The 20700-nt window shown below is 67.4% G+C and carries 19 protein-coding genes; 7 read left to right on the forward strand and 12 right to left on the reverse strand.

Annotated elements, in window-relative coordinates; translation table 11 throughout:
* The first annotated feature begins 241 nt into the window (after positions 1–241).
* On the forward strand, positions 242–1216 hold the full coding sequence (locus tag DNK34_RS14700; protein WP_131175776.1) for an AraC-like ligand-binding domain-containing protein: 975 nt from the start codon (positions 242–244) through the stop codon (positions 1214–1216).
* Positions 1217–1222: 6 nt separating this feature from the next.
* On the opposite strand, the gene DNK34_RS14705 is transcribed toward DNK34_RS14700, so the two are convergent.
* The 5 genes from DNK34_RS14705 to DNK34_RS14725 all read right to left on the reverse strand — a co-directional run bounded on the left by DNK34_RS14705 (position 1223) and on the right by DNK34_RS14725 (position 7433).
* Complete coding sequence (locus tag DNK34_RS14705; protein WP_131175777.1) at positions 1223–2131, reverse strand: ketopantoate reductase family protein; 909 nt, start codon at positions 2129–2131, stop codon at positions 1223–1225.
* 14 nt (positions 2132–2145) lie between these two features.
* Positions 2146–3078, reverse strand: coding sequence for a transcriptional regulator FeaR (feaR, locus tag DNK34_RS14710; protein WP_131175778.1), 933 nt, complete (start codon positions 3076–3078; stop codon positions 2146–2148).
* A gap of 175 nt (positions 3079–3253) precedes the next feature.
* Positions 3254–4741 (reverse strand): aldehyde dehydrogenase family protein, encoded by a 1488-nt coding sequence (locus DNK34_RS14715; protein WP_131175779.1) that lies wholly within the window; start codon positions 4739–4741, stop codon positions 3254–3256.
* Positions 4742–4772: 31 nt separating this feature from the next.
* Complete coding sequence (locus DNK34_RS14720; RefSeq protein WP_131175780.1) at positions 4773–5666, reverse strand: SphA family protein; 894 nt, start codon at positions 5664–5666, stop codon at positions 4773–4775.
* A gap of 66 nt (positions 5667–5732) precedes the next feature.
* Positions 5733–7433, reverse strand: coding sequence for a GMC family oxidoreductase (locus tag DNK34_RS14725; RefSeq protein ID WP_131175781.1), 1701 nt, complete (start codon positions 7431–7433; stop codon positions 5733–5735).
* A gap of 311 nt (positions 7434–7744) precedes the next feature.
* Here DNK34_RS14725 and DNK34_RS14730 point away from each other — a divergent pair, with 311 nt between their 5' ends.
* Positions 7745–8494 carry a substrate-binding periplasmic protein gene (locus DNK34_RS14730; RefSeq protein ID WP_131175782.1) on the forward strand — a complete coding sequence of 250 codons (750 nt, stop codon included), beginning with the start codon at positions 7745–7747 and terminating at the stop codon, positions 8492–8494.
* 18 nt (positions 8495–8512) lie between these two features.
* Here the strand turns inward: DNK34_RS14730 and DNK34_RS14735 are convergent, their stop codons facing one another.
* The 7 genes from DNK34_RS14735 to DNK34_RS14765 form a co-directional block, all read right to left on the reverse strand.
* Positions 8513–10063, reverse strand: coding sequence for a methyl-accepting chemotaxis protein (locus DNK34_RS14735; protein ID WP_131175783.1), 1551 nt, complete (start codon positions 10061–10063; stop codon positions 8513–8515).
* A gap of 10 nt (positions 10064–10073) precedes the next feature.
* Positions 10074–10841: a class II aldolase/adducin family protein gene (locus tag DNK34_RS14740; RefSeq protein WP_131175784.1), complete on the reverse strand. Its 768-nt coding sequence runs from the start codon at positions 10839–10841 to the stop codon at positions 10074–10076.
* Positions 10842–10858: 17 nt separating this feature from the next.
* Positions 10859–11851, reverse strand: coding sequence for a ketopantoate reductase family protein (locus tag DNK34_RS14745; protein WP_131175785.1), 993 nt, complete (start codon positions 11849–11851; stop codon positions 10859–10861).
* Between the two features lie 11 nt (positions 11852–11862).
* Positions 11863–12624, reverse strand: a complete 762-nt coding sequence (locus tag DNK34_RS14750) for an ABC transporter ATP-binding protein (protein ID WP_131175786.1) — start codon at positions 12622–12624, stop codon at positions 11863–11865.
* Positions 12625–12629: 5 nt separating this feature from the next.
* Positions 12630–14432: a branched-chain amino acid ABC transporter ATP-binding protein/permease gene (locus DNK34_RS14755; RefSeq protein WP_131175787.1), complete on the reverse strand. Its 1803-nt coding sequence runs from the start codon at positions 14430–14432 to the stop codon at positions 12630–12632.
* Positions 14429–15466 (reverse strand): branched-chain amino acid ABC transporter permease, encoded by a 1038-nt coding sequence (locus DNK34_RS14760; RefSeq protein WP_131175788.1) that lies wholly within the window; start codon positions 15464–15466, stop codon positions 14429–14431. Before DNK34_RS14760 ends, DNK34_RS14755 begins: the two co-directional genes overlap by 4 nt.
* A gap of 131 nt (positions 15467–15597) precedes the next feature.
* A complete protein-coding gene (locus DNK34_RS14765) occupies positions 15598–16746 on the reverse strand; it encodes an ABC transporter substrate-binding protein (RefSeq protein WP_131175789.1) in 1149 nt (382 codons plus the stop codon).
* Positions 16747–16944: 198 nt separating this feature from the next.
* Between DNK34_RS14765 and DNK34_RS25455 the strand changes: the two genes are divergently transcribed.
* The 5 genes from DNK34_RS25455 to DNK34_RS14785 all read left to right on the forward strand — a co-directional run bounded on the left by DNK34_RS25455 (position 16945) and on the right by DNK34_RS14785 (position 20665).
* Positions 16945–17106: a hypothetical protein gene (locus DNK34_RS25455; RefSeq protein WP_165497316.1), complete on the forward strand. Its 162-nt coding sequence runs from the start codon at positions 16945–16947 to the stop codon at positions 17104–17106.
* A 332-nt stretch (positions 17107–17438) separates the two neighbouring features.
* Complete coding sequence (locus DNK34_RS14770) at positions 17439–18560, forward strand: amidase (RefSeq protein WP_131175790.1); 1122 nt, start codon at positions 17439–17441, stop codon at positions 18558–18560.
* 14 nt (positions 18561–18574) lie between these two features.
* A complete protein-coding gene (gene iacA / locus DNK34_RS14775) occupies positions 18575–19747 on the forward strand; it encodes an indole-3-acetate monooxygenase (protein WP_131175791.1) in 1173 nt (390 codons plus the stop codon).
* A gap of 19 nt (positions 19748–19766) precedes the next feature.
* Positions 19767–20129, forward strand: coding sequence for an IacB protein (locus tag DNK34_RS14780; protein WP_131175792.1), 363 nt, complete (start codon positions 19767–19769; stop codon positions 20127–20129).
* 5 nt (positions 20130–20134) lie between these two features.
* Entirely contained in the window at positions 20135–20665 is a 531-nt protein-coding gene (locus tag DNK34_RS14785) for a nuclear transport factor 2 family protein (RefSeq protein ID WP_131175793.1), read from the forward strand.
* Positions 20666–20700 lie beyond the last annotated feature (35 nt).

Below are 20700 nucleotides of genomic sequence, written 5' to 3' on the forward strand. Positions count from 1 at the left end.
GGTGACGCATTGCGGTACCGCCAGGGCGAGGGGCTACCCGTTTTGGTGCGCTCCGGCGAGCAGGGCGGTTGGCCTCACAGGCCCGGCAAGCCCTGGCGCCACGGCCCGTGACAGCCAGCGCGGCGACTGTCGACAGGCGGCTGGCGGTATGGATATTGCTTTCTGATTCACGTGAATTGTTGACCGTGAGCCGATGCCCTGGTCGCGGTCGGTCATCGAATTTGCTTACGTGGTACGAAACATGTTCGATCACTTGCGGCAGCACAAACTCATGAGTTCCGGCGGTTTCAAGGAGGTCAAGGACGCGGTCAGCCGCTGCCTGTGGCCGCACCACATGAACATGCCGACGGGGGAATCGCTGAATTCCGAGCTGTATGGGGTGTTCTTCGGCGACGCGGCCTTGTTCGACCTGCACTACGGCGCCAGCGTCGAGATCGATGCCGGCGATATCGAACGCTTCTACCTGGTGCGTATCACCCTGGAGGGCGGCGGGCTGATCCGCCTCGGCCAGCACAGCGCGGTGCTGCGGCGCGGCAGCCTGACCGTCTCCTCGCCCTCGCAGCACAGCTACATCCGCACCGACCGCGACTGCCGCAGCCTGATCCTGCGGGTGGCCCGCGAGGCCATGGAGCGGCAGTTGCAGCACCTGCTGGATCGACCGTTGAACCGGCCGCTGGTGTTCGATATCAGTGTCGAGGCCGACCATCCGGGGCTGCGGGTGATCAGCCAGACCCTCGATTACATCTGCGGCCTGTGCCAGCACGGCGAACCGGACAGGCAGCCGGCGGTATTCGGCACGGCGCTGTCGGACTACCTGGTCTCGGTGCTGCTCACCCAGTTGCCGCACAACTACCACGCCGAGTTGCACGACGAGCGGCGCAGGCCCTTGCCGGGCCATGTGCGGCGGGTGCGCGACTACATCGAAGCGCACCTGGAACAGCCCCTGCCGCTGGCGCAGCTGGCCGAGGTCGGCGGCGTCTCGGTGCGCACCCTGCAGAACGGCTTCGCCCGGTTCCTCGGCCAGAGCCCCAGCGACTACCTGAGGAACCGGCGCCTGGCGCGGGTGCATGCGGCGCTGCAGCAGGCCCGGGCCTGCGACAGCGTCACCGATATCCTGCTGCGCCACGGCATCGGCAGTTTCGGTCACTTCGCCGTGTTGTACCGCAAGCGTTACGGCTGCCTGCCCTCGCAGACCCTGCGCCGGGGCGCGGCCTGAGGGGTTTCATTCGCCCAGGCGCACCAGCCGATAGAGGGTTTCCAGGACGGGCGCGGCCAGGTGGTGCCGGCGGGCATGCCGCAGCAAGGCGCCATTGATGGATTCGATTTCGCTGGGCCTGCCGGCCTGGCGATCCTGCAGCATCGACGGCCGGTGGCCGGCCTGTTCGCCATACACCCGCTGCATGCGCGCCAGCACCCGGGCGCTGTCGAAGGTGATGCCCTCGGCTGCGGCGATGCGCTGGCTTTCCTCGACCACCCGCTCGGCCAGCCAGCGGCCGTCGGCGCTGGCCCCGATGACCCCGACCGGTTGCCCGAGCAGTGTGCACAGGGCGTTGAGGGCGGCGTTGAAGGCCACCTTCTCCCAGATCGCCGACTGCACCGCCGGATCCGCGGCGCTGTCGAAGCCGGCCCGGCGCAGCAACTGGCTGACGGCCCGCGGCGCGGCGTCCGAATCGCCCCGATAGCGCCACAGACGCACCTTGCCGCTGTCGATCACGTGCACCACGCCAGGCGCCGAGAGATCCGCCGGCACGTCGGTCATGCCGATCAGCACGCGCTCGGCCGCCACCGTTTCGGCGATGCACTCGGCATTGCCCAGGCCGTTCTGCAGGGTCAGTACCCAGGTATCCGGGCCGAGCAGATGGCGCACCGAGGCGATCGCCGAGCGGGTGTGCAGACCCTTGGTGAACACCATCAGCAGGTCGAACGGGCCCAGGGTGTTCTCGGCGCGGGCGATGGGCAGCCTGATGACCGGGTGCTGCCGCTCGCCGACATGCAGGCGCAGGCCGTGGCGGGCGATGGCCGCGATGCTGGCCTCGTCGACTTCCACCAGGCTGACCTGGGCGCCGCCGAGCGCCAGGCGGGCGGCGAACAGGCAGCCCATGGCCCCGGCGCCGATGATGGCGATGTTCATGGGGATTCCCTGGGTTATCGGCTGCAGCCGGCCATTTTCCGGCTTTGCGCGCGGTAGTCCTTGGGCGGCATGCCGTAGTGGCGCTTGAAGACCCGGGAAAAGTGCGCCGAGTCGGTAAAGCCCCACTTGTAGGCGATGCTGGTGATCGACAGGGCATTGCCGTCGCTCTGAGCCAGGTCGCGCGCGCTGCAGTGCAGGCGCTGGCGCTGGATGTAGCGGCCGATGCTGTCGCCCTCGAGTTCGAACTGGCGGTAGAGCTGGCGCACCGACACGTTCAGCCGGGCCGCCAGTTCGGCCGGCGTGGGCGGGGCCTGGAGCGTTTCGTTGATCAGGCGCTCGGCGAGCCGCCGCAGTGGGCGGCCGGCTTCCGGGAGTTCGTCGCCGCCCAGGGAGGGTTGCAGCAGGCTGATCAGGGCATCCTGCAGCGCCACGCCATGGCCGTGGCCAGCCTCCAGGTTCATGTCCCCCGCGCCGATCTGCTGCAGCATGCCGTGCAGCAGGCGGCCGCTGAGCCCGGTCCGCTCGAGTTTGCCGAAGCGACAGGCGTCGGCGGGCAGGAGCCGGTCCACGGCGTCGCGGCAGAGATGGATCGACAACTGATTGATCAGCCCCTGCGGCCGCATCTCGAAGGCCTGGGCGGAATCGAACAGGGCCATGTCGCCGGGGTGCAAGGTGAAGGTCCGGGCAGGGCGATCGATCGCCATGCTGCCCTGGCGCTGCAGGACGAGAAAGTAGAAGCGGTCATCGCCACGGGTGGCGCTGCCGCGTTCGCGCCGGATCGAGCGAGCGTTCACCCGGATATCCGCCAGGTTCAGGCCGCCCAGTCGGTGATGCTGGATATCGCCCATGAAGGTGTCTTCAGGGCTGCGCTGCGTGATGAAGCGCCCGCACACGGCATGGACGGCATGATTCCAGTGGTCGAAATCGTGGAGGTTTTGCACGCTCACGGGGCACCTCTCGGGTTCTTGCCAATCGTTTTGGTGCGCAATCGGGTGGATTCTGCACACAGGATTAATCACGGGAAATTTCAAGCATTTCCCGCGCCAGAAACCGAGCCGGATAGCGTGTCTGTGCGGGTGGCGAGGACAGGCAGGGCCGGCGAGCGCCGGCCCGAAAGAAGGGTCAGTAGCGGATCATCACCGATTTGAGTTCGGTGTAGTCGTCGATGAAGGCGCTGCCGAACTCGCGCCCGCTGCCGGAGGCCTTGATACCGCCGAAGGGCACCGACGGGTCGAGGAAGGTGTGCATGTTGACGTATACCGTGCCGGCTTCGATCTGCGGAATCAGGCGCAGCGCCCTGGACAGGTCGTTGGTCCAGATGCTGGCGCTGAGGCCGAAGGGCGAGTCGTTGATCAGGCCCGGCAATTGCTCGACCTCGTCGTAGGGCAGCACGCACAGCAGCGGACCGAAGGTCTCCTCATGGAGCAGGCGATCCTGGGCGCTGTTGGCGAGCACCAGGGTCGGTTCGACGAAGTAGCCGGGGCGGGCCAGGGCGTTGCCGCCGCAGACGATGCGGCTTTCACGGCGGGCCAGCTCGAAGAACCGCACGACCTTGTCGAACTGCGGCCGGTTGGCCAGCGGGCCGAACTGCACGCTTTCGTCGAGTGGCGAACCGATGCTCATGCCTTGCAGCGCGGCGCTGAATGTCTCCAGGGTTTCGTCGAGGCGCGAACGCGGCACGTAGAGCCGCTCCGGCGCGGCGCAGACCTGGCCCTGGTGCACGTAGCCGGTCTGGATCAGGCCGCCGATGGCGGCGTCGAGATCGACATCCGGGAGCAGTGCGGCGGCGTTCTTGCCGCCCAGCTCGAGGGTCACGCGGGTGAGGTTGGCGGCCATCGCCGCCTGGCCGACTTTCAGGCCGGTCGGCACCGAGCCGGTGAACGACACCTTGGCCACCTGGGGGTGGTCGATCAGTTGCGCGCCGACCTCGCCGCTGCCGTTGAGCACATTGAGCACGCCCGCCGGTACCCCGGCCTCGACTGCCAGTTCGGCCAGGCGCAGCAGGGTCAGCGGGGTGAACTCGCTGGGTTTGAGCACCAGGGTGCAGCCGGTGACCAGCGCCGCGGCGATCTTCCACACGCCGATCATCACCGAGAAATTCCACGGCACGATGCCGGCCACCACGCCGACCGGCTCGCGGCGGGTGAAGGCGGTGTACTGTTCGCCGGCCTGCGAGGGGAAGGACGGGCTCATGGTTTCGCCGTTGATCTTGGTCGCCCAGCCGGCGTAGTAGCGCAGGAACACCGCGCTCTGGCCGACTTCGAACAGCCGCGACAGGTGGATCGATTTGCCCGAGCACAGGGTTTCCAGCTGGGCCAGTTCCTCGCCGTTGGCTTCGATGAGGTCGGCCAGGCGGTTGAGGATCACCCCGCGCTGGTAGGGCGAGGTCGCCGCCCAGCTTCCCGTGAAGGCCTGGCGCGCCGCGCTGACGGCAGCCTCGACGTCGGCGGCATCCGCCGCCGCGACCTGGGCGATGGCCTCACCAGTGGCCGGATTGACGACCGGGAGGCGCCCGGCGCAGGCGCTGGCGCGGTAAGCGCCGTCGATGAAGTGGCCGTGCTCGCGCTGCAGGAACGCCTGCACTTGGGGCAGCAGTTGAATGTCGCTCATTGGGAAGACTCCTTGGCAGTTGAAAAGCGAATCAGAGAGGGATGGCGACGTTGAGCCAGAACTTGCCGCCTTCCGGGCGGTTGCGCACGTCGAACTCGTGCTGGTAGCGGCCCTGGACGTTCAGGCCGCTGGCCGTGGTGTAGGTGAACTGCGGGCCCAGCGCCGTGGCGCGGCCCTTGAAGTCGCCGAGCACCGCGCCGGCGCCGCTGTCGCCGCTGACCTGCCTGTAGCTGTAGCCGCCGATGCCCACGCCCCAGTTGCCGAAGTGCTTGGCGGCGACGAAGTCGGCGTGCAGTTCGTTGCCGGAGCGGTAGCGGGTGTCGGTGTTCTCGTAGTTGTGGTCGAACATGGTCTTCATCGAGAACTCGTAGCCTTGCGGGTTGCGGTAGGTGAAGGCGAACAGCGGTTCGAGGGTGACGTAGTTGCGGCCGATGTTGGCCAGTGCGTCCTTGTCGTAGCGGCCGGTGGGCAGGTACACGTCGACGGCTGCGAGCCAGTGCCAGTTGCCGGCGTGCCAGCCGATGGCCAGCGGACTGAAGATGAAGTCGCCGATGCCGGCGCGGTGCTGACGCCCACCGGCGCCCAGGTCGACGTCCACGTCGGCGGCGACCAGGAAGGCGTGCATCGCCCAGTTGCCGCCGAGAATCCGTTTATCGGTGACATGGATGGCGCGCAGGATGGTGGCGGCGGTGCTGACCTTGAAGTCGTCGAACGCCGGGTTCGAGCTGGCGAACCGGTCGGCGCTGTAATAGGTGTTGTAGCTGACCAGGTAGCTGCCCGGTGGCGGCAGGGCGCCGGTCATGAAGCCTTCGCTGCCGTTGGCGTAGGCGCCACCGCCGCCTTCGGTGGCCAGGGCGCTTCGGGTACAGGCGAGCAGGGCAAGGACGGTGACGCTGAGCAGGTGGCGCGACGGGAAAATGCACATGGCGTGATTCCTCGGGACATGGGGTGGCCCTGGCGCGGCGTGCGCGCCAGGGCGGGCAGGTTGAGCTCAGGAGCGGCTGGGTTCGGCGAGCACCGACGGCCGTCTCTCCAGCAGTCCATCCAGGCCGAATGGCTGCTCGGCCGGTGCGTCCAGCAGCAGTGGCGCCTTGCCGAGGATGAAGTCGGCGCCGCGTTCGCCGAGCATGATCGCCGGGGCGTTGGTGTTGCCGCTGGCGATCTGCGGGCACACGGAGAGGTCGATCACGCGCAGGTTGGCGACGCCGTGCACGCGCAACTGCAGGTCGGTCACCGAGGTCGCCGGGTCGGTGCCGAGGCGGCAGGTGCCCCCGGGGTGGTACACGGTCTTGATCGCCTTGCGCACGAAGGTCTCGATGGCGGCGGTATCGCGCCAGTCGATGTCCCGCGGTGCGGTGATCTTCTTGATCAGGCTTTTCAGCGCCGGCGCCTGCATGATCTTCAGGCCGATCTGCACGGCGCGGATCTGCCCGGCGAGGTCGTCCGGATCGCCCAGGTAGTTGGGGTCGATCAGCGGCATGTCGGCCGGGTCGCTGCTGCGCAGGCGCACCTCGCCACGCGCCTTGGGACGCAGGTGGCCAACCTTGACCGTCAGGCCGTGCTCGACGGCCGGCGGTGCTTCGCCGGGGGTGTTGTCGAAGTTGTCCATCACCGGCAGGAACATCAGCTGGATGTCCGGCCGGCCGACGCCGAGGCTGTCGATGAAGGCGCCGCCTTCGAGGATGTTGCTGGTCAGCAGGCCACTGCGGAACGCCAGCCACTGGACCATGTGGCGGATGCCGCGCAGGCCCTTGTCCTCGCCGAGGATGCTGTTCTGCGCGTGGCTGGTGGCGTTGAGCGACAGGTGCAGGTGGTCGTGGAAGTTCTTGCCCACCGGCAGATCGACCCGCGTCTCGATGCCGAGGCTGGACAGGTGTTCCCGCGGCCCGATGCCGGAGAGCATGAGGAGCTTCGGGCTGCCGAAGGCGCCGGCGCTGAGGATCACTTCCTGGCGCGCGCGGACGCTGATCGGCGCGCCGCCCTTGACGCTGAAGACGACCCCGGTGGCCCGGCCGTTGTCGATGATCACCCTGTGCGCCAGGGCGTCGGTGACCACCTTCAGGCGGCTGCTATCGCGTACCGCTTTCAGGTAGGTGCGCGCGGTGCTGGCGCGGGCGCCGTGGCGGGTGGTGGTCTGGTAGAAGCCGATGCCCGCCTGGGACGCGCCGTTGAAATCGTTGACGTAGGGCAGGCCCAGCTCCTGGCCGGCGCGGACGAAGGCCATGGTCATCGGGTGACGGTAGCGGTTCTCGCTGACCGGCAGCGGGCCGTCCTGGCCATGGTATTCGCCACTCAGGCTCTCGTTGGCCTCGGCCTTGCGGAAGTAGGGCAGCACGTCGCGGTAGCCCCAGCCCGGGCAGCCCCAGTCGCTCACCCAGTCGTCGTAGTCCTGGTGCTGGCCGCGGATGTAGATCATTCCGTTCACCGAGCTGCCGCCGCCGAGCACCTTGCCCTGGGCGATGATCATCTCGCGGTCGTTGCAGTGTCGCTGCGGCACGGTCATGTAGGGCCAGGACTTCTGCTGGAAGACCTGCACCACGGTGGCGGGCATGCTGTGGAAGGGGCTGCTGTCCTTGCCGCCGGCTTCGAGCAGCAGGACGCTGCCGGCATTTTCCTGGATCAGCCGGGCGGCGACCACGCAACCCGCCGAGCCGGCACCGATCACGATGTAGTCATATTCCTGGGTGGACATGGGGTGACCTCGCTGTGTCCCCGTATGGGGCCCTTGTGAGGCTCCATTCAAGCCTCTATCGGCGGCAGGAAATTGATCGTCACGGCCAGATTGTTGTACGTGGTTGCCAGGCTGGCGAAGGCAGCGGCCCGACCTCGGCCCGCTCGCCCAGCGTCGAGCGGAACGCGTTCGAGCTGTTCGTTCTCCCGGTTCGCCGCCGGGCGCGGCGCTGTCGATCCTGCTCCTGTGCTGCTCTACATCAGGCATTAGACGCGTGCCGGGGTCTATGCTTTCATGGTCCTCCTGATCGCACGGTACACCAGGCAGAACACGTGAAGCACTCGACACTCACCGCAGCGCTGCTCTGTCTGCTGCTCGGCACCGTTGCCAGGGCCGAGCAGTATCAGGTCGTCACCGAGGAGTGGGCGCCGTACAACTACCAGGAGAGCGAGCGGCTCACCGGCATGGCGACGGATATCGTTCGCGCCATCATGGCGCTGACCGGGGATGACTTCGAGATCGTGCTGCTGCCCAGCATGCGGGCCGCCCACGCCTTGCAGACCCGGCCCAGGACCATCATGTATTCCCTGTTCCGCACGGCGGAGCGAGAGCCGTTGTACAAGTGGGTCGGGCCGATCGTGGAAGAGTCCATCCACCCCTATCAGCTGGCCGATGCGGCGCAGCCGGTGAACTCGTTGGAGCAACTGCTGCGCGCCCCGCAGATCACCACGCGGCATGCCGGCCTGGTGCCCGCCATGCTGCAGTCGCTGGGCTTCGGCAACCTCGACACAAGCGCGGCCGAAAGCCAGCAGCTCTACCTCATGCTGCTGGCCGGGCGCACCGACATCATCATCGGCGACACCGATGCCGGGGTGGCCTACTACAGCCGCCAGTTGAACATCGCCCCCGGCACGCTGCGGCGGATTCCCATCGAGCTCTATCGCTCATCGCTGTATATCGCCTTCAGCCGCGACAGCGATGACGAACGGGTCGCCGCCTGGAGCCGCGCCCTGGAGCAACTGCGCCATTCGGGCGAACTGGAACGCATCCGGCGTCGCTACGGGCAGCCTGTCGGCCAGTAAAAAGCGCGGCGCACACCCTCAGCCCTTCAGGAAGCGCATCGCCAAGCCCAGCTGCGAAGCGGCCAGCTGGTGCAGCGCCTGACTGATTTCGCGGGTGCGCGAGGCCTGCTGGCTGCTGCGTTCGGTGAAGCCGGCGATGCCGGTGATCTGCTGGTTGATCTGTTCGGCGACCTGGCCCTGTTGTTCGATGGCGGCGGCCATCTGCAGGCTCATGCCGCTGATCTGGCCGACCTCCTCGCAGATGTGCGTCAGCGCCTGGCGCGCCCGCTGCACATCGGCGCTGGCGCGCAGCGCGGCCTGTTCGCCCCGTTGCGCGGTGGCCAGGGCGTGGCTGCTGCCGTCGCGCAGGCTTTCGATGGAACGCTGGATTTCATGGGTCGATTCGCGGGTGCGCGAAGCCAGGCTGCGCACTTCGTCGGCGACCACGGCGAAGCCGCGTCCGGACTCGCCGGCGCGGGCCGCTTCGATGGCGGCATTGAGGGCCAGCAGGTTGGTCTGCTCGGCGATGCTCTGGATCACGCTGGCGATGCCGCCGATGGAGTCGATGGCTGCGGCCAGGCGGCCGACCGCGCTGCCGATTTCCGCCACCGAGGTGCGCATGGTCTGGGTGGAACCCTGACTGTCGTCGGCCAGGCGTTCGCCGTCGCGGGCCAGTTGGTCGGCGTTCTGCGCGGCCTGGGCGGTGCTCTGCAGGTTGCGTGAAAGCGCCTGGATGGTGGCGCTCATCTGGTTGATCGCGGCGGCGGCCTGTTCGGTCTCGCGTACCTGCCGGTCCAGTTGCTCGGCGGCGTGCTCCACCACCTCGGCCGAGGTATGCGCCTGCTGGCGCAGTATTTCGCTGTTGATGCAGATGCGTGACATCACCGTGCTCATGCGCGCGCGCTGGCTGTTCAGGGCCATCACCAGCAGCGCGCTGCTGTCGGCGTGGCGGCTGTGCAGCGGAGCCAGCAGGGGATCGCTGTAGATTTCCCGGTACTGGCCGAGGATGTCGCGGGTCAGCCGGCGCTGGCGCCAGGCCGGTTGCAGCCCGGCCAGCAGCAGCGCGAGCAGGGCCGCCAGGCCCAGGCCCGGCGGCAGGTGGGCGCTGGCGATGCCGGCCAGCAGGAGCAGCCCCAGGCCCAGCTGCAGGCCATGGCCGGCCAGCAGCGAGGCGATGCGCTGGCCCGCTGTCCAGGGCGATTGGCCGCGGCCCAGGCGGGCGTAGAGGGCTTCGGCCGCGCGTATTTCCTGCGCGTCGATCGGCTGGTAGACGGTGCCGAGGGCGGACAGTTCGCCGCCGTCGAACAGCGGCACCACGTAGAGGTTGTGCCAGTGCCTGCCGCCCTCCTTGTGCCGGCCCATGACCGGGCCTGTCCAGGGCACGCCGGCGCGCAGCGCTCGCCACATGCCGTCGAGGACGATGGCGGGCATGCGCGGATCGTTGATCTGCTCATGCGGTTTGCCGACCAGTTCGTCCTCGCGCAAACCGCACATGCGCTGGTAGGCCGCGTTGCAGGTGAGCAGCACGCCTTGCGGATCGAGCCGCGAGATCGGTGGCTCGTCGAAGAGCGGACGGGTGGCGGCGTTCATGCACGACTCCTCAGGGTTGCCAGGGCAGCACGCGTTCGGCGCGCATCTTGCGCACCATGGCCTCGAAGAACTTGGTGGCGAAGCCGCTCTCGCGGATCAGCATGGCGGTGAGGTTGGCGCACTTCTCGGCGATACCGTCCTCGAGCGGATTGTCTTCGCCGCCCAGGGCGCCGGCGGCACACTGGTTCTCGGCGGCGCGCTGTACCGTCCAGAGCAGGAAGAAGGCCTTCTCGATGCTGCTCTCGCCGACCGCGATGCCGTGGTTGCGCAGCACCAGGATGTGTTTGTCGCCGAGGCTTTCGATCATCCGCGCCTTCTCGTCATCGAACAGGGTGATGCCTTCGAAGGTGTGGTAACCGATGCGTCCGTACAGCTGGGCGCCGTAGAAATCGTCGTGGGTGAAGCCGCGCTTTTTCTGCACCACCGCCGAGACCGGCACCGTGTGCGTATGCAGGACGCACTGGATGTCTTCGCGCGCGCCGTGGACCGCGCTGTGCAGGGCGAAGCCGGCGGGGTTGCCGTCGTAGGGCGAGGCCTCGAGCTTGTTGCCGTGCAGGTCGACCTTGAGCAGGTTGGCCGGGGTGACCTCGGTGTAGTTGAGGCCGAACGGGTTGACCAGGTAGTGGTGCGCCGGGCCGGGCAGGCGCGCGGAGATGTGGTTGAAGATGGTCTCGGTCCAGCCGAACCAGTCGACCAGGTGGTAGCAGTGGGCGAGTTTGACGCGCAGCGCCCATTCCTCGTCGCTGCAGTGGGTGGGCTTGTCGGTCAGCGCATGCATGGGAGAGTCTCCGGCGGTCAGTGTGGCTGGGGCTGGGCGCCGCGAAAGCGCGCCAGGGTGAGAATGTCCTGGGTGGTGGGCATGGCCAGGCCCTGGTAGCCGGCCAGTTCGATCACCGCGTCGCCGATGGCGGCCAGTTCCAGCGGCCGGCCCTGTTCGTAGTCCTGCAGCATGGAGGTGCGCACCGGGCCCATGCCGGCGCCCAGCTCCATGAAGGTCTGCGGGTCGAAGTCGATGCGCGCGCCATAGGCCGCGGCGGTGAGCAGGGTTTCCTGGAGGATCTTGGCGACCACGCTCTTCAGTTCGGGCTTGCCGTACAGTTCTTCCAGCGTCGCGCCGGTGACCACCGACAGCGGGTTGGAGGTGAGGTTGGCGATGATCTTGGTCCACAGCGGGTCGCGGATGCGCTCGGTGGCGCGGGTTTCGATGCCGCAGCCGGCGATCAGCGCGCGCACCCATTCCAGGCGTTCGCTCATCCGCCCGTCCGGTTCGCCGAGGATCATCAGGTGCGGGTTGCTCGAACGCGCCACGCCGGGCGCCTCGTTCTCCGCGGTGATGAACACCACGCAACCGAGCAGCCGATCCAGGTCCAGCGCGGCGCTGAGCACGCCGCCGGGGTCGACCGCCTGCACCTGGCGTTCGGCGAAGCGTCCCTCGACGCCGTGGAAGTACCACCAGGGCACGCCGTTGACCACCGGCACCACCACGGTGTCGGGGCCGACCAGCGGGGCGAGGCCGGGCAGCAGGCCGGCCAGCGCCGGGGCCTTGGTGCAGATGAACAGCAGGTCCTGTTCGCCGAGCGCGTGGCAGTCGTCGCTGGCGCTCACCCGGGCGCTGTGCACGCCGTCGAGGTCGCTCAGGCGCACGCCGTTCTCCCGCAGCGCGGCGAGCGTCCGGCCGCGGGCGAGCAGGCTGACCGGCTGGCCGCTGGCGCCCAGCCGTGCCGCCAGGGTGCAACCAATGGCGCCGGCACCGACGATGCACAGGCGCGGAGGATTCGAGCGGGTCATGGCTTTCTCCCTCAGGTCGCGAGCATTTCCTGGTGCCTGCTGGCCAGGCCCAGGTAGGCTTCGATCACCCGTGGATCGTCGGCCAGTTCCGCCGCCGGGCCCTGCATGGCGATCTGCCCGGTTTCCAGCACGTAGGCGTAGTCGGCGACGCGCAGGGCGGCGCGGGCGTTCTGCTCCACCAGCAGGATCGACACGCCCTGGCGCCGCAGGTCGGCGATGATGCGGAAGATCTCGCGGGTGATCAGCGGCGCCAGGCCCAGGCTCGGTTCGTCGAGCATCAGCAGCTTGGGCTTGGCCATCAGCGCGCGGCCCACGGCGAGCATCTGCCGCTCGCCGCCGGAGAGGGTCGCCGCCAGTTGCTGGCGCCGCTCGTGCAGGCGCGGGAACAGGCTGTACACCTCGGCCAGGGTCCTGCGCCAGTCGCGCTCACCCTGGCGTACGCGCTGGAAGGCGCCGAGCTGCAGGTTGTCCTCCACGCTCATGCTGTTGAACAGCTCGCGCTTTTCCGGCACCAGGCCGAGGCCGCGGCCGACCAGCACCTCGACTTCCGGCACAGCCTCCAGCGTGCCGTCGAAATTCACCTGCCCGCGCGAGCCGAGCACGCCCATGATCGCCGAGAGCAGGGTGGTCTTGCCGGCGCCGTTGGGGCCGATCACCGTGACGATCTGCCCTTCGCCGACCGTCAGGCTGGCGTTGCTCAGGGCCTCGACCTTGCCGTAGGCCACGCACAGGTCCTTGACTTCGAGCAGGGTGTTTCCGGGTTGATTGCGCATGTTCTTCACTCCGCTCCGCCCAGGTAGGCTTCGAGTACCGCCGGATTCTTCTGCACCTCGTCGGGCAGGCCTTCGGCGATCTTCTGGCCGAACTCCATCACCACCACGCGATCGACCAGACCCATGACGAAGTCCATGTCGTGCTCCACCAGGAGGATCGCCATGCCTTCGCCGCGCAGCTTGCGCAGCAGGTCGCCGAGGGCCTGTTTCTCCTTGTGGCGCAGACCGGCGGCCGGCTCGTCGAGCAGCAGCAGGCAGGGGTCGGCGCACAGCGCGCGGGCGATCTCGAGGATGCGCTGCTGGCCGAGGGCCAGGCTGCCGGCTTCCTCGTAGAGGTAATCGCCGAGACCGACCCGTTCCAGCTGGCGCCGGGCCTCGCGCAGCAGGTCGGCTTCCTCGGCGCGCTCGGTGTGCAGCAGCGACGGCACGATGCCCTTGTCGCCGCGCAGGTGGGCACCGATGGCGACGTTCTCCAGCACGCTCATGCTCTGCAGCAGTTTCACGTGCTGGAAGGTGCGGCTCATGCCCAGGCGAGCGATGCGCCGCGAGGCGATGCCGTTGATGCGTTGACCCATGAACAGCACATCGCCTTCGCTGGGCACGTCGACCCCCGATAGCTGGTTGAACAGGGTGCTCTTGCCGGCGCCGTTGGGGCCGATCAGGGCGAGGATCTCGCCGGCGTGCACCGTCAGGTTCATGCGGTCGTTGGCCACCAGGCCGCCGAAGCGTTTGCTCACCTCGCGGGCTTCGAGGATCGCTTCGCCCGCTTGCGGCAGGTCACGACGCGGCAGCGTGGACGCCTGCTCGTCGGCTCTCGGCGCGCCGTTGCCGTGACGCCAGCGGGCCGGCGTCAGGCGTGTCAGCAGCGGCCACAGGCCGCCCGGCGCACGCTGCATCAGCAGCACGATGAGCAGGCCGAAGACGATGGTTTCGTAGTTGCCCTGGCTGCCCAGCAGCAGTGGCAGCCAGTCCTGCAGCCACTGCTTGAGCAGGGTCAGGATACCGGCGCCGAGCAGCGCGCCCCAGACGCTGCCGACGCCGCCGATGAGCGCCATGAACAGGTACTCGATGCCCATGTGCAGGCCGAACGGCGTCGGGTTCACGAAGCGCTGGTTGTGCGCGTAGAGCCAGCCGGAGAGGGCGGCCAGCAGCGCCGAGATGACGAAGATCACCATCTTCGCGCGGAAGGTGTTGACGCCCATCGACTCGGCCATCACCTGACCGCCCTTGAGCGCACGGATCGCCCGGCCCTCGCGGGAGTTGAGCAGGTTCTGGGTCAGCAGCATGGCCAGCAGCAGGATCGCCCAGATCAGGTAGAACATCTTCCAGCCCTTGTCCAGCACCAGGCCGAACAGCGACACCGGTGGCAGGCCGCTCATGCCGGTGTGCCCGCCGAGGCCGTCGAGGGTACCGAACAGGTAGTACAGCGAGATGCCCCAGGCGATGGTGCCCAGCGGCAGGTAATGCCCGGACAGCTTCAGGGTCAGCGCGCCGAGCAGCAGCGCCACCGTGGCGGTGAGGACGAGCCCGATGAGCAGGGCCAGCCAGGGTGAGCCCCCGGCCCAGGCGAGCCAGGCGGGCAATTGCTCGGTGGCGGTCAGGTAGGCGCTGGTGTAGGCGCCGAGGCCGACGAAGGCGGCCTGGCCGAAGCTGGTCATGCCGCCGACGCCGGTGAGCAGGACCAGGCCCAGCACCACCAGGGTGTACAGGCCGATGTAGTTGAGCAGGGTGACCTGGAAGGTCGGCAACGCCAGGGGCGCGATACCGAGCAGGAGGACGAAGGCGATCAGCAGGGCGCGCAGTTTCATTCTTCCTCCTCCACGTGACGGCTGGTGAGCGAGCGCCAGAGCAGGAAGGGGATGATCAGGGTGAACACGATGATCTCTTTATAAGTGCTGGCCCAGAACATCGAGAACGCCTCGATCAGGCCGACCACCAGGGCGCCGAGGGCGGCCACCGGGTAGCTGGCCAGACCGCCGATGATGGCGCCGACGAAGCCCTTGAGGCTGATGACGAAACCGGAGTCGAAGTACAGGGTGGTGATGGGCGCGATGAGGATGCCCGACAGCGCGCCGATGAAGGTCGCCATGGCGAAGGTGGCCTTGCCCGCCAGGGTCGGCGAGATGCCCATCAGCCGCGCGCCCATGCGGTTCACCGCGGTGGCGCGCAGCGCCTTGCCGTAGAGGCTGCGCTCGAAGAACAGGAACAGCGTGGTGATCAGTGCCAGGGACACGGCGATGACCCACAGCGTCTGGCTGTTCAGGGTCACCGGGCCGAGTTCCAGGCCCGCTTCGGAGAACGGCCGGGTACGGGCGCCCTCGGGGCCGAACAGCAGCAGGCCGACGCCGACCATGGCCACGTGCACGGCGATGGAGACGATCAGCAGCACCAGCGGGTGGGCGCCGGCCACCGGCTGGAAGAACAGCCGGTAGATCTGCGGCCCAAGGGGGACGACGAGGGCCAGGGTCAGCAGGGCCTGGATCGCCATGGGCAGTTCGGCCAGCGCCAGGTTCTGGATCAGCAGCACCATGGCCACGGCATAGGCCAGCTTCAGCGGCACCCAGCGCGGCAGGCGAAAGCCATGGCTGGCGCGCAGGGCGCCGATCAGGTCGAGGCTGCAGTCGACCAGCGTCAGGCCGAGCAGCAGCCAGACCAGCGCGGTCGGCTGGCCGGCCTGCAGGGCGGCCATGGTCAGGGCGCCGTAAGTGACGTATTCACCCTGCGGGATCAGCAGGATTCGCGTCACGGTAAACACCAGCAGAATGGAAAGGGCCAGCAGGGCGTAGATCGCACCGTTGGTCACGCCATCCTGGCCGAGCAGCATGGCTATCTGGAAATTCATGGGGGCTACATCCTTCGAATACAGGACTCGTATCGCGCGCAGCGCGTCCCGGTCACGAGAACCGGGACGGACATGCCAGGCGTCTTAGCGTACGGCCGGTGCCCGGCACCGGCCGGGGAGCGGCTGCGGGGTTACTTGAGCAGCACCCATTTGCCACCCTTGACGGTGATCAGCTCGCGGCCGCGCTCGTCGAAGCCGCTGTGATCCTCGGGGCTCATGCTGTACACGCCCTGGGTCGCGGCCAGTTCGTGGGTCTGTTCCAGGGCGTCGCGCAGCGCCGCGCGGAACTCGGCGGTGCCCGGTTTGCCCTTTTCCAGGGCGCTGGGGATGGCCTGTTCCAGCAACAGGCCGGCGTCGTAGACATTGGCGCCGAAGGTGGCAGGCTCGCGGCCATTGAGCTGGGTGTAGGCGTCGATGTACTGGCGCGCCACGGCCTTGGACGGGTGATCGTCCGGCACTTCGTCGATCACCAGCATCAGGCTGGCGGCGAGGATGGTGCCCTCGACCTTGCGCCCGCCCAGTTGCAGGAAGGCCGGCAGGGCGGCGCCATGGGTCTGGTACACCTGGCCCTTGTAGCCCTGGTCGAACAGCGTGGTCTGCGGCATCACCGCGGAGCTGCCCGGTGCCGCCACCAGCACCGCGTCGGGGCGCTGGGCGATGATCTTCAGGCTCTGCCCGGTCATCGAGGTGTCCTGGCGCTGGAAGCGTTCGTTGGCGACGATCCTGATGCCGTTCTGCGCGGCCAGCTCGCTCATCACCTTGCCCCAGTTCTCGCCATAGGGGTCGGCGGTGCCGACCAGGCCGAGGGTCTTCACGCCGTTCTCGACCATGTGCTCGGTCAGCGCCTGGGCGATCAGCTCATCGTTCTGGGTGGTCTTGAACACCCACTTCTTCTGCTCGTTCATCGGCAGCACCACGGCCGCGGTACCCACCGGCGCAAGCATCGGCGTGCCCGACTCGGCGGCGAACTGGATCACGCCCATGGCGTTGGGCGAGCCGCTCGGGCCGATGATGGCGTCGACGTTCTCTTCGTCGAGCAGCTTCTTGAAGGCCTTGACCGTGGCCGTGGGGTCGCTGGCGTCATCCAGGGAGATGTAGCGGATGGTCTCGCCGCCGGCCTGGGTCGGCATCAGCGCGATGCTGTTCTTCTGTGGAATCCCGACCAGGGCGATGGGCCCGGTCGAGGAAGTGATCACGCCGACCTTCACATCGGCCTGAGCCGCCAATGACGCGCACAGCGCGCTCAACATCAGGGTGGACACAGCTTTCTTGAACAGCATGTCGTACTCCAGGGTGCAGGGCTAAAAACGGGCTGAACGGCCGTACCCGCAGGTACCGGCATCGCCTCTCGTAATGTCGTGCTGCGCACGGCGCCAGGCACCGGCGAAGCACCGCACCCGCGTCGAACGGCGGTCGGTGCGCTGCAGGCGAAATTGCAGGTTGCATGCCAGAACCTGGCCTGCACCAGGAGTGCGCCCGTGCTGTTCGTCGCCTTCCCGGGCCCGGAAAAGGTGAATCCCGAATGCGCCCGCAGCGCCCGCATCGTGAACAAAAACAGTGATTTAAGTCCGGTTTTTTGTTGTTTTTTAGGTCAAAAAACCACTAAAAAATCGACAAATTTTCAAGCTGAAAAAGCATGATTTTTTTGTTGCTCATGGCCCTGATGCGATAGGGCCATGCGCTGGAAAATTAGCCGGGTAACACCCTTGAATGATCGGGGTTTCTGTTTTTATTTAATTCATATTGTTGTTTTTTAAGGATTTATTTTTATATTTCCGTTTCGGTGATGGGTTTTTCCACGCGTTACCAATCTGCACAGTCCTGGTGCTTTTGCGTGAAAATTGCACCAATTTGAACAGAAATATTTTTCGGATAATTCAATTGACAATTCACGTAATTGTGACGATTTTAGATTTAGCGAATCGGCGGCCTCGTGCTGCCACGCCAGTAACGTTCGAGAAGGTGCATGGGCATGACGATGGTGATCGAGCAGATGACGCTGGGGGGGACCGGCCCGACGGTGATGGTGAAGGACACCATCGATATCGCCGGCTATCCGACCCGTGCCTCCAGCCGTGCCCTGCAGGATGCCGCAGCGGCCCCGCAGCACGCCGCGGTGGTCGACAACCTGCTGGCCAGCGGCTGCCGCATCGTCGGCAAGACCGTCCTGCACGAGCTGGCCTACGGCACCACGGGTATCAACCATTACGCCGGCACTGCCGAGAACCCGCGTTATCCGGGACGCATTCCCGGTGGTTCCTCCAGCGGCTCGGCCGCGGCCGTGGCCGCCGGGCTCTGCGATTTTTCCCTGGGCACCGACACCGGCGGTTCGGTACGCATTCCGGCCTGCTGCTGTGGCGTGTTCGGTCTCAAGCCGACCTTCGGCCGTATCGATCGTCGTGGCGTGATGCCGGCCCAGAGCAGCCTGGATTGTGTCGGTCCCTTCGCGGCCAGCCTGTCCATGCTGGTCGAGGCGATGCGGGCCATCGATCCCTCTTTTCAGCCACTGCCCGAGGTGGCCGATCTGCGCATCGGGGTGATCGCCGTCGAGGCGTCTGCCGAGGTGCGGCGCGCGATTGACGCCGTGCTGGCTGCCAGCGGCCTGGTGCAGGGCAAGGTGCTGCTGGCGAGCATGTCGGCGGCCTATGACGCCGGCATGGTGGTGATCAACCGCGAGACCTGGAACGCCTGCGGGCATCTGCTCGAGACCGGCCTGGTCGCCGCGGATGTCGCCGGCCGCCTGCGGGCCGCCGGGCAGACCAGCGATGCGGCGCTGGCCGCCGCCGAACAGGTGCGCGCCAACTTTACCGCCGAGGTGGATGCAGCGCTCAAGCGCTTCCCGGTTCTGGCCTTGCCGACCATGCCCGACTACCCGCTGCGTCTCGAAGAGGCGGCGGACACCCGCGCGGTGCTGGGCATGACGGCCTTCGTGCGGCCGTTCAATCTTTCCGGCCACCCGGCGCTGAGCATTCCCTTCGCAGGGGAATCCGCTCTGCCGGTCGGCCTGCAACTGATCGCCGCCAAGGGCGCCGACGAACTGCTTCTGGCAGTCGCCGGCGAACTGTTGCGGCGTCTCGATTCCAACCTTCTCTGATCGTGGAGCCTGTCATGACTTCGCTCAACCTGGCCGGCAACGGGTCGCCTGCCGCCATCACCGACAACCAGGCCTTTGCCGACCTGCTCGTCGCCATCAAGCAGCGTGCGCGCAGCGGCGAGTTCGACCGCCTCGGCCATATCGCCGAGGACGTGATCGATGCCTTCAAGTCCCTGGGCGTATACCGCGCCCTGGTGCCCCGGCGTTTCGGCGGCGACGAGCGCTCGCCGGGCGAGTTCTGCGCCATGGTCGAGGCAATTTCCAAGGCCGACGGTTCCGCCGGCTGGGTCGCCAGCTTCGGCATGAGCCCGGTGTACCTGGCGTCGCTGCCGCTGGACACCATCCGCCAGGTCTATGCCAACGGCCCGGACGTGGTCTTCGCCGGCGGCATCTTCCCGCCGCAGCCGGCCGAATCGGTTGCCGGCGGCTTCAGGGTCAATGGTCGCTGGAAGTACTCCAGCGGCTGCATGGGCGCCTCGCTGGTGGGGGTCGGCATCGCGCCGAAGAACGGCGACAAGCTGGATCTGCCACGCCTGGCGGTGATGCCGCAGAGCAAGGCGCGCATCGAACAGACCTGGGACACCGTCGGCCTGCTCGGCACCGGCAGCCACGACCTGGTGGTCGAGGATGTGGTGGTGCCCGAGCAATGGACCTTCGTGCGCGGTGGCGCGGCCAACCTCGACGAGCCGTTCTTCCGTTACCCGTCGCTGTCCTTCGCCACCCAGGTGCTTTCCGTGGTCGGGCTCGGCGTGGCCCGGGCCGCGCTGGACGAACTGCGCGACATGGCCGCCGGGCGCGTCTCGGTAACCGGCGCGCCGGCGTTGGCCGAGCGGCCCCTGGCCCAGGTCGAGATCGCCAAGGCCGAGGCCGCGCTGCGGGCGGCCCGGGCCTTCTTCTTCGATTCCATCGACGACGCCTGGCAGTCGGTGCTGGCCGGCAACCCGGTGTCCAGCGAACAGACCAACCTGCTGCGCCTGTCCTCGACCCACGCCACCCGGGTCGCCGCGGACGTGGCGCGTACCGCGCAGATGCTCTCGGGCATGACCGGCATCTACAACAGCAGCCCGCTGGCGCGCTGCGTCAACGACGCCCAGGTGGTCACCCAGCACGCCTTCATGGGCGACGTCACCTACCAGAATGCCGGCGCCATCTTCTTCGGCAAGCAGCCCTTGCCGGGCTACCTCTGACCCGTTTCCGGAGCCAATCATGAGCGAGAAAAAACCATTGCGCGTGCTGTTCTGCATGGGCATCAACCAGAACTTCTTCGACGCCCCGCGCGAGGAGCAACTGGAAGTCTGGGCGGCGTTCAGCGCCATGTGGAACGGCATCCACGACCTGCCCGGGGTCAAGGTGTTCGGCAACATGGACGACGACCAGAGCATGGTCGGACCCAGCAGCGGCTACCCCTGGACCACCTACCTGCTGGCCGATGTGCCGGACATCGACACCGTGCACGCCGCCTGCAACCTGTTCCGCAGCACGCCGGTGGGTGAAGGCACCTACAAGCTGTGGCGCTACGCCAAGGTCGAGGCCCGTACCGGCCGCGAACTGATCATCCAGCGCGCGTGACCGCCATGTCCGACCAAGCCCGCATCGCCGACCTCGCAGCGCGCCTCGAGCGCTTCGAAACCGAGCACGCCGTTCGCGCCTGCATGAACCGCTACATGGCGCTGTGCGACGCCCTCGACGCCAGCACACCGCTGGACCAGCTGGCCGGCCTGTTCACCACCGATGCGGTCTGGGAAGGCAAGGGCGCCAAGTACGCCGGCGCCTTCGGTGGCTACCGCGGTCGCGAGGCGATCGGTGCGATGTTCGCCACCTACATGAAGACCCCGGCGCACTTCGCCCTCAACGTGCACTTTCTCACCAGCGAGCTGATCGAGGTGACCGCGCAAGGCGCATTGGGTAGCTGGGTGATGTTGCAGACCTCGACCTTCGCCAGCGGCGCCTCGCACCTCAATGCGGCGCGCCTGAGCGTGCGTTTCGCCGAGGAGGACGGGCAATGGCGCATGGCGCATTTCCAGACCGAGAACCTGTTCAGCCGCCCGGTGGAAGCGTGGAACAGCGAGGCCCAGCTGCCGGTTCCGGCCAAGCCGGGGCAATGACCCGAGATTTTCTATGCAGTCGGCCAGACAAGCCG

Origin of the sequence: Phytopseudomonas dryadis, from assembly GCF_004327355.1 — a bacterium.
GTDB lineage: Bacteria > Pseudomonadota > Gammaproteobacteria > Pseudomonadales > Pseudomonadaceae > Aquipseudomonas > Aquipseudomonas dryadis.

Bases quoted from the DNA above. Each gene is read 5' to 3' on its own strand.
- DNK34_RS14740 (WP_131175784.1), bottom strand. From the start codon at position 10,841: ATGCATGCGCTGACCGACAAGCCCACCCACTGCAGCGACGAGGAATGG.
- DNK34_RS14755 (WP_131175787.1), bottom strand. From the start codon at position 14,432: ATGAAACTGCGCGCCCTGCTGATCGCCTTCGTCCTCCTGCTCGGTATC.
- DNK34_RS14750 (WP_131175786.1), bottom strand. From the start codon at position 12,624: ATGCGCAATCAACCCGGAAACACCCTGCTCGAAGTCAAGGACCTGTGC.
- DNK34_RS14715 (WP_131175779.1), bottom strand. From the start codon at position 4,741: ATGAGCGACATTCAACTGCTGCCCCAAGTGCAGGCGTTCCTGCAGCGC.
- DNK34_RS14780 (WP_131175792.1), top strand. From the start codon at position 19,767: ATGAGCGAGAAAAAACCATTGCGCGTGCTGTTCTGCATGGGCATCAAC.
- DNK34_RS14785 (WP_131175793.1), top strand. From the start codon at position 20,135: ATGTCCGACCAAGCCCGCATCGCCGACCTCGCAGCGCGCCTCGAGCGC.
- DNK34_RS14700 (WP_131175776.1), top strand. From the start codon at position 242: ATGTTCGATCACTTGCGGCAGCACAAACTCATGAGTTCCGGCGGTTTC.
- DNK34_RS14770 (WP_131175790.1), top strand. From the start codon at position 17,439: ATGACGATGGTGATCGAGCAGATGACGCTGGGGGGGACCGGCCCGACG.
- DNK34_RS14765 (WP_131175789.1), bottom strand. From the start codon at position 16,746: ATGCTGTTCAAGAAAGCTGTGTCCACCCTGATGTTGAGCGCGCTGTGC.
- DNK34_RS14745 (WP_131175785.1), bottom strand. From the start codon at position 11,851: ATGACCCGCTCGAATCCTCCGCGCCTGTGCATCGTCGGTGCCGGCGCC.
- DNK34_RS14725 (WP_131175781.1), bottom strand. From the start codon at position 7,433: ATGTCCACCCAGGAATATGACTACATCGTGATCGGTGCCGGCTCGGCG.
- iacA (WP_131175791.1), top strand. From the start codon at position 18,575: ATGACTTCGCTCAACCTGGCCGGCAACGGGTCGCCTGCCGCCATCACC.
- DNK34_RS14720 (WP_131175780.1), bottom strand. From the start codon at position 5,666: ATGTGCATTTTCCCGTCGCGCCACCTGCTCAGCGTCACCGTCCTTGCC.
- DNK34_RS14735 (WP_131175783.1), bottom strand. From the start codon at position 10,063: ATGAACGCCGCCACCCGTCCGCTCTTCGACGAGCCACCGATCTCGCGG.
- DNK34_RS14705 (WP_131175777.1), bottom strand. From the start codon at position 2,131: ATGAACATCGCCATCATCGGCGCCGGGGCCATGGGCTGCCTGTTCGCC.
- DNK34_RS14760 (WP_131175788.1), bottom strand. From the start codon at position 15,466: ATGAATTTCCAGATAGCCATGCTGCTCGGCCAGGATGGCGTGACCAAC.